Origin of the sequence: Halomonas sp. 707D4, from assembly GCF_024158685.1 — a bacterium.
Taxonomy (GTDB): Bacteria; Pseudomonadota; Gammaproteobacteria; order Pseudomonadales; family Halomonadaceae; genus Vreelandella.
This window is the reverse complement of the sequence record NZ_JAMZBD010000029.1, coordinates 1-13,262: the sequence shown is the minus strand read 5'-3', so window position 1 is coordinate 13,262 and position 13,262 is coordinate 1. Positions and strand designations below refer to the sequence as shown.

General features: G+C 66.1%; 13 protein-coding genes. 7 read left to right on the top strand and 6 right to left on the bottom strand.

Annotated features, from left to right (window positions below; genetic code table 11):
• Together BIS11_RS02500 and BIS11_RS02495 are read right to left on the bottom strand one after the other, a co-directional pair.
• The coding region (locus tag BIS11_RS02500) for a DeoR family transcriptional regulator (protein ID WP_253585707.1) at nt 1-639 on the bottom strand (639 nt) is incomplete at its 3' end.
• Between the two features lie 86 nt (nt 640-725).
• Nucleotides 726-2,567 (bottom strand): SLC13 family permease, encoded by a 1,842-nt coding sequence (locus BIS11_RS02495; protein WP_253418982.1) that lies wholly within the window; start codon nt 2,565-2,567, stop codon nt 726-728.
• Between the two features lie 237 nt (nt 2,568-2,804).
• Here BIS11_RS02495 and BIS11_RS02490 point away from each other — a divergent pair, with 237 nt between their 5' ends.
• Entirely contained in the window at nt 2,805-3,464 is a 660-nt protein-coding gene (locus tag BIS11_RS02490; RefSeq protein ID WP_253585706.1) for a TenA family protein, read from the top strand.
• A gap of 61 nt (nt 3,465-3,525) precedes the next feature.
• On the opposite strand, the gene BIS11_RS02485 is transcribed toward BIS11_RS02490, so the two are convergent.
• Nucleotides 3,526-4,503: an NADPH:quinone reductase gene (locus BIS11_RS02485; RefSeq protein ID WP_253424154.1), complete on the bottom strand. Its 978-nt coding sequence runs from the start codon at nt 4,501-4,503 to the stop codon at nt 3,526-3,528.
• A 157-nt stretch (nt 4,504-4,660) separates the two neighbouring features.
• Here BIS11_RS02485 and BIS11_RS02480 point away from each other — a divergent pair, with 157 nt between their 5' ends.
• Nucleotides 4,661-5,425 carry a glycerophosphodiester phosphodiesterase family protein gene (locus tag BIS11_RS02480; protein ID WP_253424152.1) on the top strand — a complete coding sequence of 255 codons (765 nt, stop codon included), beginning with the start codon at nt 4,661-4,663 and terminating at the stop codon, nt 5,423-5,425.
• Nucleotides 5,426-5,458: 33 nt separating this feature from the next.
• On the top strand, nt 5,459-6,319 hold the full coding sequence (gene nfo, locus BIS11_RS02475) for a deoxyribonuclease IV (protein ID WP_253424149.1): 861 nt from the start codon (nt 5,459-5,461) through the stop codon (nt 6,317-6,319).
• Here the strand turns inward: nfo and BIS11_RS02470 are convergent.
• On the bottom strand, nt 6,289-6,876 hold the full coding sequence (locus tag BIS11_RS02470) for a helix-turn-helix domain-containing protein (RefSeq protein WP_253424146.1): 588 nt from the start codon (nt 6,874-6,876) through the stop codon (nt 6,289-6,291). The genes nfo and BIS11_RS02470 overlap by 31 nt on opposite strands.
• A 146-nt stretch (nt 6,877-7,022) precedes the next feature.
• Between BIS11_RS02470 and BIS11_RS02465 the strand changes: the two genes are divergently transcribed.
• Complete coding sequence (locus tag BIS11_RS02465; RefSeq protein ID WP_253424143.1) at nt 7,023-8,210, top strand: benzoate/H(+) symporter BenE family transporter; 1,188 nt, start codon at nt 7,023-7,025, stop codon at nt 8,208-8,210.
• A gap of 15 nt (nt 8,211-8,225) precedes the next feature.
• Here the strand turns inward: BIS11_RS02465 and BIS11_RS02460 are convergent, their stop codons facing one another.
• Nucleotides 8,226-8,660, bottom strand: coding sequence for a hypothetical protein (locus BIS11_RS02460; protein ID WP_253424140.1), 435 nt, complete (start codon nt 8,658-8,660; stop codon nt 8,226-8,228).
• 211 nt (nt 8,661-8,871) lie between these two features.
• Between BIS11_RS02460 and BIS11_RS02455 the strand changes: the two genes are divergently transcribed.
• Both BIS11_RS02455 and BIS11_RS02450 read left to right on the top strand, forming a co-directional pair.
• Complete coding sequence (locus BIS11_RS02455) at nt 8,872-10,593, top strand: proline--tRNA ligase (RefSeq protein WP_253424136.1); 1,722 nt, start codon at nt 8,872-8,874, stop codon at nt 10,591-10,593.
• Between the two features lie 30 nt (nt 10,594-10,623).
• Nucleotides 10,624-11,160, top strand: coding sequence for a lytic transglycosylase domain-containing protein (locus tag BIS11_RS02450; RefSeq protein WP_253424133.1), 537 nt, complete (start codon nt 10,624-10,626; stop codon nt 11,158-11,160).
• A gap of 171 nt (nt 11,161-11,331) precedes the next feature.
• Here BIS11_RS02450 and BIS11_RS02445 read toward each other — a convergent pair whose 3' ends face one another.
• Nucleotides 11,332-11,850 carry a peptidylprolyl isomerase gene (locus BIS11_RS02445; protein ID WP_253424130.1) on the bottom strand — a complete coding sequence of 173 codons (519 nt, stop codon included), beginning with the start codon at nt 11,848-11,850 and terminating at the stop codon, nt 11,332-11,334.
• A gap of 107 nt (nt 11,851-11,957) precedes the next feature.
• On the opposite strand from BIS11_RS02445, the gene BIS11_RS02440 reads away from it, so the two are divergent.
• Nucleotides 11,958-13,262: MFS transporter (locus BIS11_RS02440; RefSeq protein ID WP_253585705.1), on the top strand; the 1,305-nt coding region annotated here is incomplete at its 3' end.

Sequence of the window (13,262 nt, the reverse complement as noted above, 5' to 3'; positions counted from 1 at the left end):
GCGATGAAACTTCGAGTAGTCCGCGGCCAGGTAGACCCGCCGCGAATTGGCGATGATCGCCTGGGCGACGCGCACCTCCTGGTAGTCGAACTCCAGGAGCGAGCCATCCTCGTCGATGCCGCTGATGCCGATGATACCGACGTCCACCTTGAACTGGTTGATGAAATCGATGGTCGCCTCGCCGATGATGCCGCCGTCGCGGGAGCGCACCTGGCCGCCTGCGATGATCACCGTGAAATCCTCCTTGCGCTGCAGGATCGCGGCGACGTTGAGGTTGTTGGTGATGATCTCGAGCCCCTGATGCTCCAGAAGCGCCTGGGCGATCATCTCGTTGCTGGTGCCGATGTTGATGAACAGCGATGCGTGATCGGGAATCTGCGCGGCCACGCAGCGGGCGATGCGCTCCTTCTCGTCGAGGTGCAGGGTCTTGCGCGTGCTGTAGGCAGTGTTCACCGTGCTGGATTCCACGCCCGCGCCACCGTGAACGCGCCGTATGCGCCCCTCGTCGGAGAGCGTGTTCAAGTCGCGGCGAATGGTCTGCGGCGTCACCGAGAAGTGGTCGGTGAGCTGCTCGATGCTCACGTAGCCGTTCTGGCGGACCAGTTCGACGATGGCATCCTGGCGATGGTGCTGATTCATGGGCGGAGCCTATTGTTCTGAACGGCGAGCCGCGCCTGCTCGCCTGGCTAAGAGTTTGAAAATCGAAAGGGTTCGAAAACCGGATGTTAGCCGGATAAGGGCCATACGAGAAGGATTATCGGGATCGCCGTCGCCATCACCACCACCGAAAGCGGCAGGCCCAGTTTCCAGTAATCGCTGAACCGATAGCCACCGGGCCCCAGTACCAGGGTATTCGACTGATGGCCGATGGGCGTCAGAAAGGCGCAGGATGCGCTCACCGCCACCGCCATCAGAAACGGCTCAAGTGCCACGCCAAAGCCGCTTGCCAGGCTCGCCGCGATAGGCGCCATCAGAAGCGCCGCCGCGGCGTTGTTGACGATGTTCGACAGCAGCATGCACAGCGTGAACAGGCCGCAAAGCGACACCACCACCGGCCAATCGGCACCGAAATGCAGCAGCGAATTGGCGATGATGTCCGCCCCGCCGCTGGTCTCCAGGGCCTCTCCGACCGGCAGCATGGCCGCCAGCAGCACGATCACCGGACCATCGATGGCGTGATACCCTTCTCGAAGCGGAAGCACCCCGATCAGAAGCGATACCAGCGCTGCGCTGCTCATCGCCACCGCCGCCGGCAGCAGATCCAGCAGCATCGCCACGATCGCCAGTGCGAAGATGCCCAGCGACAGCGCCAGCTTGCGCGGCTGCCCCAGGTGGAGCTCGCGGCTGGCCAGCGGCAGGCAGCCCAGGCTCGACAGACTCTCGTTGATCTCCTTCTCGCTACCCTGCAGGAGCAGCACATCGCCGGTCTGGAAGCGAATGTCGCGCAGGCGCTGCTTGAGGCGCCCGCCATCGCGTGCCACCGCCACCAGATGCAGGCCGAACTGGTGGTTCAAGCGCAGCTGACGCACGCTGCGATTGATCATCATCGAGTCGCCGCGCACCACGGCCTCGATCAGTTGCAATCCTTCGGTGTCGACCGGCTCACGCTCCTCCATGGCCTCTTTTGCGTTGACCTCGCCCTCGTCATGCGCAGCCTCGGGCTCCGCCACGGCGCTGAGCCCCACCTTGTCCTCTAGCAGTTGGAGTTCGTCGGGGCCCGCCTCGAGCAGCAGAATGTCGCCCTGCTTGAGCACGCCGTGAAACGAGTAGCCTGCCCGGCGGTCGTCATCGCGCACCACGGCCAGCACCGGGATGGTCTCGTCGAGTTCGTCGCGCAGCTGCTGGAGCGTCAGCCCGTTGGCTCGCGACTCTTCGGAAACCTTGAGCTCCACCAGGTAGTTGGCGGTATCGAACATGTCGCCTTTGCCCGCCTGGCTATTGCGCCGCGGCGTGAACCGCCAGCCGACCAGCACGATGAACGCAAGGCCTGCGAGCGCGACCGCGATACCCACCGGCGAGAAGCTGAACATGCTGAAGTTCTCGCCGGTGAGCTCCCCGCGGTAGGTCGCGACGATGATGTTGGGCGGCGTGCCGATCAAGGTGGTCAACCCCCCGAGCAGCGAGCCGAAGGCCAGCGGCATCAGCAAAAGCGAGGGCGAAGTGTCGTTTTCGCGGGCCAGGCGCATGGCCACGGGCAGCAGCAGCGCCAGCGCCCCGACGTTGTTCATGATGCCCGACAGCACCACCACGGTACCCACCAGCACCAGAAGCTGCAGCATCAGCCGATCGCCGACCTTGAGCACCTGATGAGAGATGATGTCGACCACGCCGGAGCGCTCGAAACCCCGGCTCAATACCAGTACCGCCGCCACGGTGATCACCGCCGGATGGCCGAAGCCGCGAAACGCCTCGTCCGCCGGCACCAGTCCCAGCACCACCGACGCCAGGAGTGCGGTCATCGCCACCAGGTCGAAACGAAACCGCCCCCAGATGAAGGCGACCAGCGTCAGTCCCAGGATGATGAATATCAGCGTACTCGGGGCCAGTCCGATAGCCTCCATCGTCATTTAGCACTCTCTCCTTGTAGCGCATGGGGGGTGCGACTCGCGCGTTGCGAGCGCCATCGCCAGGCTCCGGGTAATTACGCAACATGGGTTAACAACCTCGCCTTTGCACAAATTATACGATATTTGTACATACGTACAGCGCTGCAGGCGTGGGACGATACTTTTCGGTGAGCCCGTCGTTTTGGCTACACTGGGCCCTTCATGACCCAACCAAGGCCCCAACCAAGGAGAGTTCCAATGGATCTATGCCAGCGCCTCAAGGAAGCCGCCCAGCCCCACTGGGACGCCGCGGTCCATCACCGGTTCGTCGACCAGCTATTGGCCGGCGAGGTCGAGGACAGCGTGATGGCGCGTTACCTGGTGCAGGACTTTCGCTTCTGCGATACCTTCGTGCGCCTATTGGGTGCGGCGGTCTGCGCCGCCGACGACCCGCAGGCGCGACTGACCCACGCCCGCCAGTTGAGCGTTCTCGCCGGCGGCGAGTACCGCTACTTCATCGACTCCTTCGAATCACTGGGCGTACCCGCCTCGCACTGGCAAGCGCCGCCCCTGGCCGAGCCTACCCGCGCCTTCATCGACTTGATGGAGCGCGCCTGTCACTCCCAGGATTACGCCGAGATCCTCGTCGTTCTGGTAGTGGCGGAGTGGCTCTATTTGGAGTGGGCCCAGCGCGCCGGAGAGTGCCTGCCCGAGCGAGCCGAACACCGCGACTGGATCGTCATCCACAACGAGCCGGCCTTCGTGCGCTGGGTAGCGTTTCTGTGCGGCGAGCTCGAGCGCGTGGGTGCCGATCGGGACTTCGAGACGCTGCGGGCTACCTTCGTCGATGCCACGCGCATCGAGGAGCGCTTCTTCGACGCGGCCTTCGATACATCGATTTCGGCCTACGGCCCTTGAGCACATAAGCTAAGCACAAAAGCCGCCCGAAGGCGGCTTCTTGAGCGTCGAGCGTGAAGGCTCAGGGAATCAGGATCGTCGAGCCGGTGGTCCGGCGGCCCTGCACGGCGTCCTGGGCCTTGCCGGCCTCGGCGAGCGGGTAGCGGTTGGCCACGTCGATGGTGATCTTGCCGCGCTCGATCATGGCGAAGAACTCCTCGCACATCGCCTCGAGGCGCTCGCGGGTATCGGCATAGCCGTTGAGGCTCGGCCGGGTGGTGAAAAGCGACCCCTTCTGGTTGAGGATACCCAGGTTGACGCCGTCCACCGGGCCCGAGGCGTTGCCGAAGCTGACCATCAGCGCCCGGGGCTTCAGGCAGTCCAGCGACATCTCCCAGGTATCCTTGCCCACGGAGTCGTAGACCACGTCGCACATTTCGCCGCCGGTCAGCTCGCGTACGCGCTCGACGACGTTCTCCTTCGTATAGTCGATCGTCGCCCAGGCGCCGTTGGCCTTGGCGAGCTCGGCCTTCTCTTTTGAGCTGACCGTGCCGATCAGCTTCACGCCGAGCGCCTTCGCCCACTGGCAGGCGATCGACCCCACCCCGCCGGCAGCGGCGTGGAACAGGATCGTCTCGCCGCCTTTGAGCTCATAGGTCTGGCGCAGCAGGTACTGTACCGTGAGCCCCTTGAGCAGGCTGGCCGCCGCGGTATCGAAGTCGATGGCATCGGGAAGCTTCACCACCTTGGCTGCCGGCAGGGTATGCACCTCGGCGTAGGCGCCGAGCGGCCCCTGGGCGTAGGCGACGCGGTCGCCCTCCTTCAGGTGGGTCACGCCCTCGCCCACCGCCTCGACGATGCCCGCCCCCTCGGTGCCGAGCCCCGAGGGCATCGACGGCGCGGGGTAAAGGCCGGTGCGCACGTAGATATCGATGAAGTTGAGCCCCACGGCCTTGTTGGCAATGCGTACTTCACCCTTGCCCGGCGCCGCCGGCGTGATCTCCTTGAGCTCGAGCACCTCGGAACCACCGGGGGTGGCAAACTCGATTCGCTTGGCCATGACGCATACTCCTTGTTGTGTTGTCGATCCAGGGACATTCGGGCTCATATCCAACCGCGTCGTCGGGGATAAATCAAGTCATCCCCCGGCTGCCACGGCGCTGTCACGCAGCCGTGCTAGACTGACCCATTTCCCGAACCCGATGAACGGACGCACCATGACCCATCCCGGCATTCTTCTCCCGGCGCTCGTCGCCCATCGCGGCTACTCCGCCGCCGCCCCGGAAAACACCCTGGCCGCCGTGCGCGCCGCTTTCGATGCCGGCGCCACCTGGGTGGAGCTCGATGTGCAGCTTCTGGGCGATGCCACGCCGGTCATCTGGCACGACGCTGACGCCGCTCGCTGCTCCGATGGCCGTGGCGAACTCAAGGACCTCGACCTCGAGGCCGCCAAGCAGCTGGACGTCGGCGCCTGGTTCGGCGACGAGTTCGCCGGCGAGCGCATGGCCACACTCGACGAAATGCTCACCCTGCTCGACGAGCTGCACATGGGCGTCAACCTGGAGATCAAGGTGAACAAGGGGCGCGATGCGATCGCCCTGGTCGATACGGTACTTCCCATGCTGGTGGAGAAAATACCGGCGAATCGGCTGATCGTCTCCTCCTTCGACCTCGAGGCGCTGCGCCGCTGCCGCGAGTTCGCAAGCTCGAAGACCCTTGCACTCGGCGTGCTGTTCGGCGCGGTGCCCGAGCAGTGGCAGGCCATGTGCGAGGACGTCGACGCCTACAGCGTGCATCCGGACTGGGCACGGCTCAAGCGCCCCCAGACCGAGGCGATGGCCGCGGCTGGCTACCAGGTGCTGTGCTACACCCCGAACGACCCGGCCGCCTTCGAGCCCCGCTGGCGCTGGGGCGTGACCTGTGCGATCACCGACGAACCGGTGGCGTTCAAGCGTTTTCTCGATCACCGTGACCGCGCATAATAGCGGGGAACCCAACGACATCGGGAAGTTGCCATGAAGTACATCGGTGCGCACGTCAGCGCCGCCGGCGGTCCGGACCAGGCCGTTCTCCGCGCCGTCGAGATCGACGCCAACGCCTTTGCCCTGTTCACCAAGAACCAGCGCCAGTGGCAGGGCAAGCCGCTGACAAGCGAGGCCATCGCGGCGTTCAAGGCGGCGTGCCGGGAGCACGGCTTCGGCCCGGCTCAGATCCTCCCCCACGACAGCTACCTGATCAACCTGGGCCACCCGGAGAGCGAAGGACTCGAGAAATCCCGCGCGGCCTTTCTCGACGAGATGCAGCGCTGCGAGCAGCTGGGGCTTTCGCTTCTGAACTTCCACCCGGGCAGCTTTTTGAAGAAGATCAGCGAGCGCGACTGCCTCCTGCGCATCGCCGAGTCGGTCAACCTGGCCCTCGAGAAAACGGCCGGCGTCACGGCGGTGATCGAGAACACCGCCGGCCAGGGTACCAATCTGGGCTGGCACTTCGACCATCTCGCCACCATCATCGAGCACGTCGAGGACAAGCGGCGCGTCGGCGTGTGCATCGACACCTGCCACGCCTTTGCCGCGGGCTACGATCTGAGAAGCGCGAAGGCCGCCGAAGCGATGCTCGACGAGCTCGAGCGCGTGGTGGGCATCGAGTACCTGCGCGGCATGCACCTGAACGATGCCAAGAGCGACTTCGGTAGCCGCGTGGATCGCCACCACGGCCTCGGCAAGGGCAACATCGGCCTCGAGGCGTTCACCGCCCTGATGCAGGACGCCCGCACCGACGACATCCCGCTGATCCTCGAGACCGTCGAACCGGAGAACTGGCCGGAGGAAATTCGCTGGCTGCGCGCTCAAGTCTCCGAGGCCGCTCCCGGCAGGTAGTGGATCACATCGTGAAAGCGCAGCCGGCCCATACCGGGATTGCGCATGGCGTGGGGCCGGTCGGCGAGAAAGCGCAGCCCCTCGCCGCTCTCGAGACGCTGCCAGCGCTCGTCGATCCGCAGCTCCAGTACCCCTTCCACCACCACGATATGCTCCACCACGCCGCTTGCGTGAGGTGCCGACTCGCTCAGCGCCTTAGGGGCGAGCTCGATCATGAACATCTCGAACCCGAGAAGCGGGTCGAACGGGAACAGCAGCCTTGCCTGCATGCCGGCGCTGTCCTCGCCCCATACCGGGGCGGCCTCGTCGCGGCGCGGCTCGTCAGGCAGCGGCTTGCCATCATCGAACAGCGTCGAGAACGAGACCCGAAACCCGCTGGCGATCTTCCATAGCGTGGCCACCGTCGGGCTCGACTCGCCGCGCTCGATCTGGCCCAGCATCGCCTTGCTCACGCCGGTCTCCAGCGCCGCCCGGGCCAGGCTCCACCCGCGCACCTGGCGCAGCCGCTTGACGGTTCGCGCGACGTGAACCGCGATGGGCGTCGAATCGCTTGCCATGAAAGCTCCTTGCAGTGACGAAAAGAAATTGCGCAAGTGGGCCTGCTGGCCCCGGTAATGACCTCCAGGCCATTGTGCGTTTTAGCGCACGATGGTAGCGTCAATGTGCGCTATAACGCACACAAGGAACGCCGCAGAAGGTACCCATGAGCACACCCACCGCCTCCCGTCGCCGATCACTCTGGCAGGACACCTCGCTTTCGACCATCACCGCCGGGCTCGTCGCCGTCACCATCGGCTACACCAGCTCGGCGGCGATCATCTTCCAGGCCGCCGCGGCGGCGGGTGCCAGCGCCGCCCAGATCAGCTCCTGGCTCTGGGCGCTGGGCATCGGCATGGGGCTGACCTCATTGGCGCTTTCGCTCTACTACCGTATGCCGCTGCTCACCGCCTGGTCCACCCCCGGCGCGGCCTTTCTGGCCACCAGCCTGCCCGGGGTGCCGATGGCCGAGGCCATCGGGGCGTTCATGTTCTCGGCGCTGTTGATCACGCTGTGCGGCGTCACCGGGCTCTTCGAGCGCTTGATGCGCTTCATTCCCGCGGCCATCGCCCAGGCGCTGCTGGCAGGCATTCTGCTGCGCTTCGGGCTCGAGCTCTTCGCGGTGATGCAGACCCAGTGGCTGCTGCCGCTGGCCATGCTCGGCGCCTGGCTGGTCGGGCGCAGGCTATGGCCGACCATGGCCGTGCCCGGGGTACTGGTGGCCGGCGTGGCGGTGGCCCTGGCGCTGGGTCAGGTCGCCTTTGATGAGATTCCGCTGGCACCGGCACTGCCGGTGTTCACCCTGCCCGCTTTCGTGCCCACAACGCTGATCGGCATCGGCATTCCGCTATTCATCATCACCATGGCGACCCAGAACCTGCCCGGCGTGGCGGTGCTGCGCGCCGCGGGCTACCAGCCGCCCACCTCCGCGCTGATCGGCTGGACCGGGGCGGCGACCGGGCTGCTCGCGCCCTTCGGCGGCTTCGCGCTCAACACCGCCGCAATCAGCGCAGCGGTATGCGTCGGGCCGGACGCCCACGCGGACATGCAAAGGCGCTACGCCGCCGGCGTCGCCGCGGGCGTGTTCTATATCGTGATGGGCATCTTCGGGGCATCGGTGACGGGGCTGTTCAACGCCCTGCCGGATGCGCTGGTCACGGCGCTGGCGGGCATCGCGCTGCTCGGCACGCTCGCAGGCGGGCTTGCCGGCGCCTTCGCCGACCCGCGCGAGCGCGACGCGGCGATCGTCACCTTCCTGCTGACCGGGGCCAACGTCACGCTGCTGGGCATCGGCAGTGCCTTCTGGGGATTGGTGGCGGGGTTGATCACCCTGCGTTTGACGCGCCGCGGCTAGCCGCGGCGCCAGGTGTCAGAGCAGGCCCAGGCGCTCGTCGTCGAGCACGCCGGACATGCGCACCATCGCCAGCGCCTCGTCGAGGCTCTCGACCGGCTCCATGATCATCAGCTCGTCGTGCAGGTCGACGGGCTGGCCCGCCTTGTCCGAGAGCAGCTTCTCGAGGGTGGCGACATCGTGGGAATCATCGAGCTTAAAGGTATCGATCGAGGCGCTGGTGTGGCTCGGAAGGTAGATGGTGCCGTTGGAGAAGTCCACCGCGTAGGCGATGACGCCGGGCAGGATGAAGAACAGCAGGCCCACGCCGTTGGCGATCGCCACGACCGGGTCCACGTCGCCGGAGAGCTGCCCCTTGCGCTCCGGGTGAAACAGCGTGCCGCAACCGCTCAGGCCAACGACCAGGGTGCCGATCACGGCCCCCTGCCAACTACGCTGCAAGAACTGCTTCATCGTGCGTCTTCCCTGTGCAATCAAAACGAATAGGATGTGCCACGGTTATACCACCGCGAGCGGCGCAGTCTAGCATAAACGCGTCAACGCTTTGGCGCCTGCCGCGCTAATTTTGCCGCTCCCGGCGCTTGGCCGTACAATGGCCGGCACTCAATGCATCGAAAGCGCCAACCGCTTTGGTATTACCGACCCTAAAGGAAGCTTCTCGCCCATGCGCGCCAGCCAACTACTGATCGCCACCCTGAAAGAGACCCCGGCCGATGCGGAGGTCATCAGCCACCAATTGATGCTGCGCGCCGGCATGATCCGCCGCTTGACCTCGGGGCTCTACACCTGGCTGCCTCTCGGGCTTCGTACCCTGCGCAAGGTCGAGCGCATCGTGCGCGAGGAGATGGACCGCGCCGGCGCTCAGGAGGTGCTGATGCCGGCGGTACAACCTGCGGATCTGTGGCAGGAGTCCGGTCGCTGGGAGCAGTACGGCCCGGAGCTTCTGCGTCTGAAGGATCGCCACGACCGCGACTACTGCGTGGGCCCGACCCACGAAGAGGTGATCACCGATCTCGTGCGCAAGGAGATCGCAAGCTACAAGCAGCTGCCCGCCACCTTCTACCAGATCCAGACCAAGTTTCGCGACGAGATCCGCCCGCGCTTCGGGGTGATGCGCTCGCGGGAGTTCATCATGAAGGACGCCTACTCCTTCCACGCCGATGAAGACTCCCTCAAAGAGACCTACCAGTCGATCTTCGAGGCCTACACGCGCATCTTCACCCGTCTCGGGCTCGATTTCCGCCCGGTGATCGCCGACAACGGCTCGATCGGCGGCACCGGCTCCCACGAGTTCCACGTGCTGGCGAGCTCCGGCGAAGACGACATCGTCTTCTCCAACGCCTCGGACTACGCCGCCAACATGGAGAAGGCCGAGGCCCTGGCCGCTCCGCTGGGCAGCGACCTCGAGCGCCCCGCCCCGACCCAGGAGATGCAGCTGGTCGATACGCCCAACGCCAAGACCATCGCCGCGCTGGTCGAGCAGCACGGCCTGCCCATCGAGAAGACCGTGAAGACGCTGATCGTGCGCGCCGCCGAAGGCGGGCTGATCGCGCTGCTGGTGCGCGGCGATCACGAGCTCAACGAAGTGAAGGCCGAGAACCTGCCCGAGGTGGCCGCGCCGCTGACCATGGGCGACGAGCAGGAAATTCGCGCGGCGGCAGGCGCGGGCTTCGGGTCGCTGGGCCCCGTCAACCTGGACATGCCGATCATCGTCGATCGCAGCGTGGCGCTGATGTCCGACTTCGGCGCCGGTGCCAACATCGAAGGCAAGCACTACTTCGGCATCAACTGGGAGCGCGACCTGGCGCTGCCCAAGGTGGCAGACCTTCGCAACGTGGTCGAGGGCGACCCTTCGCCGGACGGCCAGGGGACGCTCTCGATCAAGCGCGGCATCGAGGTGGGTCACGTCTTCCAGCTGGGCAGGAAGTACTCCGAGGCGATGGACGCCAAGGTGCTCGGCGACAGCGGCAAGACCCTGCATCCGTGGATGGGCTGCTACGGCATCGGCATCACCCGCGTGGTGGCGGCGGCCATCGAGCAGAACCACGACGACGCCGGCATCATCTGGCCCGACGCCATCGCGCCGTTCAACGTGGCGCTGGTGCCGATGAACGCCCACAAGTCCCAGCGCGTGCGCGAGGCGTCCGAGGCACTCTACCAGACGCTGGTCGAGGCCGGCTTCGACGTGCTGCTCGACGATCGCGACACCCGCCCGGGGGTCAAGTTCGCGGATCTCGAGCTGATGGGCGTGCCGCACCGCATCGTGATCGGCGACCGGGGGCTCGACAACGGTGAGCTCGAGTACAAGGGCCGTCGCGACACGGAAGCCACCATGGTCAAGCAGGCGAACATTGTCGCGTTCCTGAACGAACGCCGCGGCGCCTGATCGGCGCTATTGGCCGGGCGTGAGGCGGGCATGATGCGTCGGCTCGTTCAGGGAGCGGCACTGGGACTTGCCCTCGCGCTTTCGCCCGGCTGGGCCGAACCTCCCCACCGCCCGACCTTCGAGGCGGGCGGTGGCGTCGATCACCACCACCTGCGCCACTTCCAGGCGCGCATGCACGCACCGCTCTCCCGCTTCATCGCAAGTGCCGAGCATCGCGAGGCGCTTCTGGCTCGCCTCTACCAGGAAGCCCAGCTGGCGGGGCTTCCGCCGGCGCTGGTGCTGGCGCTGATCGAGGTGGAGAGCGCCTTCAAGCCGGACGCGGTCTCCTCCGCCGGCGCCGTGGGTTTGATGCAGATCATGCCCTTCTGGGTCGCGGAGCTCGGCCTGCCCCTGGACGACCTGACCGACCCGCACCGCAACCTGCGCTACGGCTGCACGATCCTCGCCCACTACCTGGCCGTCGAGAACGGCGACTTCACCCGGGCGCTGGCCCGCTACAACGGAAGCCTGGGCCAGACCTGGTACCCGGAGCGCGTGCTGCGCGCCTGGCAGGCCCACTGGCGCTAGGCGTATCTTGCAGCCAAAAAAAAGCCGGCCCCCCGGCCGGCTGAATCGAAGGCTTGCGCCTTCTCCCCTGACAAAGCAGTCCTGTGCGCTGACGAGCGCTGACTGACTAAGCAGGTTCCACTCTAGCGACTTCACGCCAGAAAACCTTGATCCCGGTCATCTTCCCGCCGTTTAGAGCACCTTGCGGTCCTCGACCTTGGCGTGCTCGGTGCCCGGCGGCAGCGGGTGCCCCTTGGCGAGCTCCGCGCGGGTCGCCTCGCGCACCTCGAGCACCTCGACCCGGTAGTGCAGGGTGTGGCCGGCCAGCGGATGGTTCAAATCCACCCGCACCCGATCGCCCTCGAGTTCGAGCACCGTGACGATCTGCGGGCCGGCCTCGCCTTCGGTCTGAAAGCGGCTGCCCGGGGCGAGCTCGGCGCTGCCGAAGGCATCACGCTTGAGCCACTGCACCAGCGCCTCGTCACGCCGCCCGTAGGCATCGCTGGGTGCCAGGGTGGCGCTGAAGACGTCTCCCGGCCCCTTGCCGACGAGCGCGCGTTCGAGCCCGGGCAGGATATTGTCATGCCCATGCAGGTACTCGAGCGGCTTCTGGCGCGCGCGGGAATCGTCCAGCGGCGCCTTGGTGCCGTCCTGCTGGACGTCGCTCAATACGTAGTGCAGGCGCACGACCTGGTGGGGCGCAATCGACATGCAAAACTCCTCTCCGGTAAGCTGGTGGTTCGATGCGGCACTAGTCTATCATCCGCGCGTTTTTACACGGTTTTCGATGACCGGTTTCTTTCTGGAGTTCGATGTTCATGGCCATCCCCACCCCGAAGCGTAGCTGGCGCAGCGCGCTGCTGGTCTATTTCTGCGCGCCGGTCGTCACCATGCTGTTTCTAGGGTTCTCCGCGGGGCTGCCTTTTCTGCTGGTGTTCTCGACGCTCTCGGCGTGGCTTAGAAGCGACGGCGTCGAGGTCGCCGCCATCGGCTTCTTCGCCTGGATCGGCATGCTCTACTCGATCAAGTTCTTCTGGGCGCCGGTGGTCGACCGGCTGGCGCTGCCGGGCTTGACGCGCCTGTTCGGCCAGCGCCGCGGCTGGATGCTGCTCGCCCAGGCGCTGATCGTGGCGGGGCTGGTCGGCATGGCCGGGGTCGATCCGGTCGGTAACCTCGGCTGGGTGGCCGCCTTTGCGCTGCTGGTGGCCTTCGGCTCGGCCACCCAGGACATCGCCGTGGACGCCTACCGCATCGAGTCCGCCGGCGACGACCTGCAGGCGGCGCTGTCGTCGAGCTACATCATCGGCTACCGGCTGGGGCTGATCGCCGCCGGCGCCGGGGCGCTCTACATCGCCGCGCACGTCTCCTGGTCGGCGGCTTACCTGTGCATGGCGCTGCTCATGGGCGTGGGCGTGCTGACCGTGCTGATTCGCCCGGAACCGGCCCGCGCCTCGCTCGGGCTGCAGCTCGTCCACGAACCCAGCGTGCGCGCCTTTCTGCGTGGCAGTCGCGGCAAGTCCAAGCTCTACCGGCGCCTGGGCGCCTGGGCGCTGGGCGCGGTGGTCTGCCCGTTCCTGGATTTCTTTCGCCGTTTCGGCGTAAAGGCGCTGGGGCTTCTGCTGTTCATCGCGGTGTTTCGCATAAGCGATCTGGCGATGGGCTCGATGGCCAACCCGCTCTATATCGACTTGGGCTTCTCGCTCGAGACCATCGCCACCGTCACCAACATCTTCGGCATCGCCATGAGCATCGCCGGCGGCATTCTGGGCGGGCTTCTGGTGGTGCGCTACGGCATCGGGCCGCTGTTGATCGCGGGGGCGGCTTTGGTGATGATCACCAATCTGCTGTTCTCGGCGCTGGCCCTGATGGGCGATCGGGTGCCGATGCTGGTGGTGACGATCATCGGCGATAACCTCGCCAACGGTCTGGCGAGCGCGGTGTTCATCGCCTTTCTGTCGAGCTTGACCTCGAAGGCCTATACCGCGACCCAGTACGCGCTGTTCTCGTCGCTGATGACGCTGCCGGGCAAGTTCCTGAGCGGATTCGGCGGGCTGGTGGTGGCCGCCCAGGGCTACGCTACCTTCTTTCTGGAGGCGACACTCCTGGGCCTGCCCGCCGTGCTG

Coding starts and splice junctions, on each gene's coding strand:
- BIS11_RS02495 (WP_253418982.1), bottom strand. CDS start 2,567: ATGACGATGGAGGCTATCGGACTGGCCCCGAGTACGCTGATATTCATC.
- BIS11_RS02490 (WP_253585706.1), top strand. CDS start 2,805: ATGGATCTATGCCAGCGCCTCAAGGAAGCCGCCCAGCCCCACTGGGAC.
- BIS11_RS02485 (WP_253424154.1), bottom strand. CDS start 4,503: ATGGCCAAGCGAATCGAGTTTGCCACCCCCGGTGGTTCCGAGGTGCTC.
- BIS11_RS02480 (WP_253424152.1), top strand. CDS start 4,661: ATGACCCATCCCGGCATTCTTCTCCCGGCGCTCGTCGCCCATCGCGGC.
- nfo (WP_253424149.1), top strand. CDS start 5,459: ATGAAGTACATCGGTGCGCACGTCAGCGCCGCCGGCGGTCCGGACCAG.
- BIS11_RS02470 (WP_253424146.1), bottom strand. CDS start 6,876: ATGGCAAGCGATTCGACGCCCATCGCGGTTCACGTCGCGCGAACCGTC.
- BIS11_RS02465 (WP_253424143.1), top strand. CDS start 7,023: ATGAGCACACCCACCGCCTCCCGTCGCCGATCACTCTGGCAGGACACC.
- BIS11_RS02460 (WP_253424140.1), bottom strand. CDS start 8,660: ATGAAGCAGTTCTTGCAGCGTAGTTGGCAGGGGGCCGTGATCGGCACC.
- BIS11_RS02455 (WP_253424136.1), top strand. CDS start 8,872: ATGCGCGCCAGCCAACTACTGATCGCCACCCTGAAAGAGACCCCGGCC.
- BIS11_RS02450 (WP_253424133.1), top strand. CDS start 10,624: ATGATGCGTCGGCTCGTTCAGGGAGCGGCACTGGGACTTGCCCTCGCG.
- BIS11_RS02445 (WP_253424130.1), bottom strand. CDS start 11,850: ATGTCGATTGCGCCCCACCAGGTCGTGCGCCTGCACTACGTATTGAGC.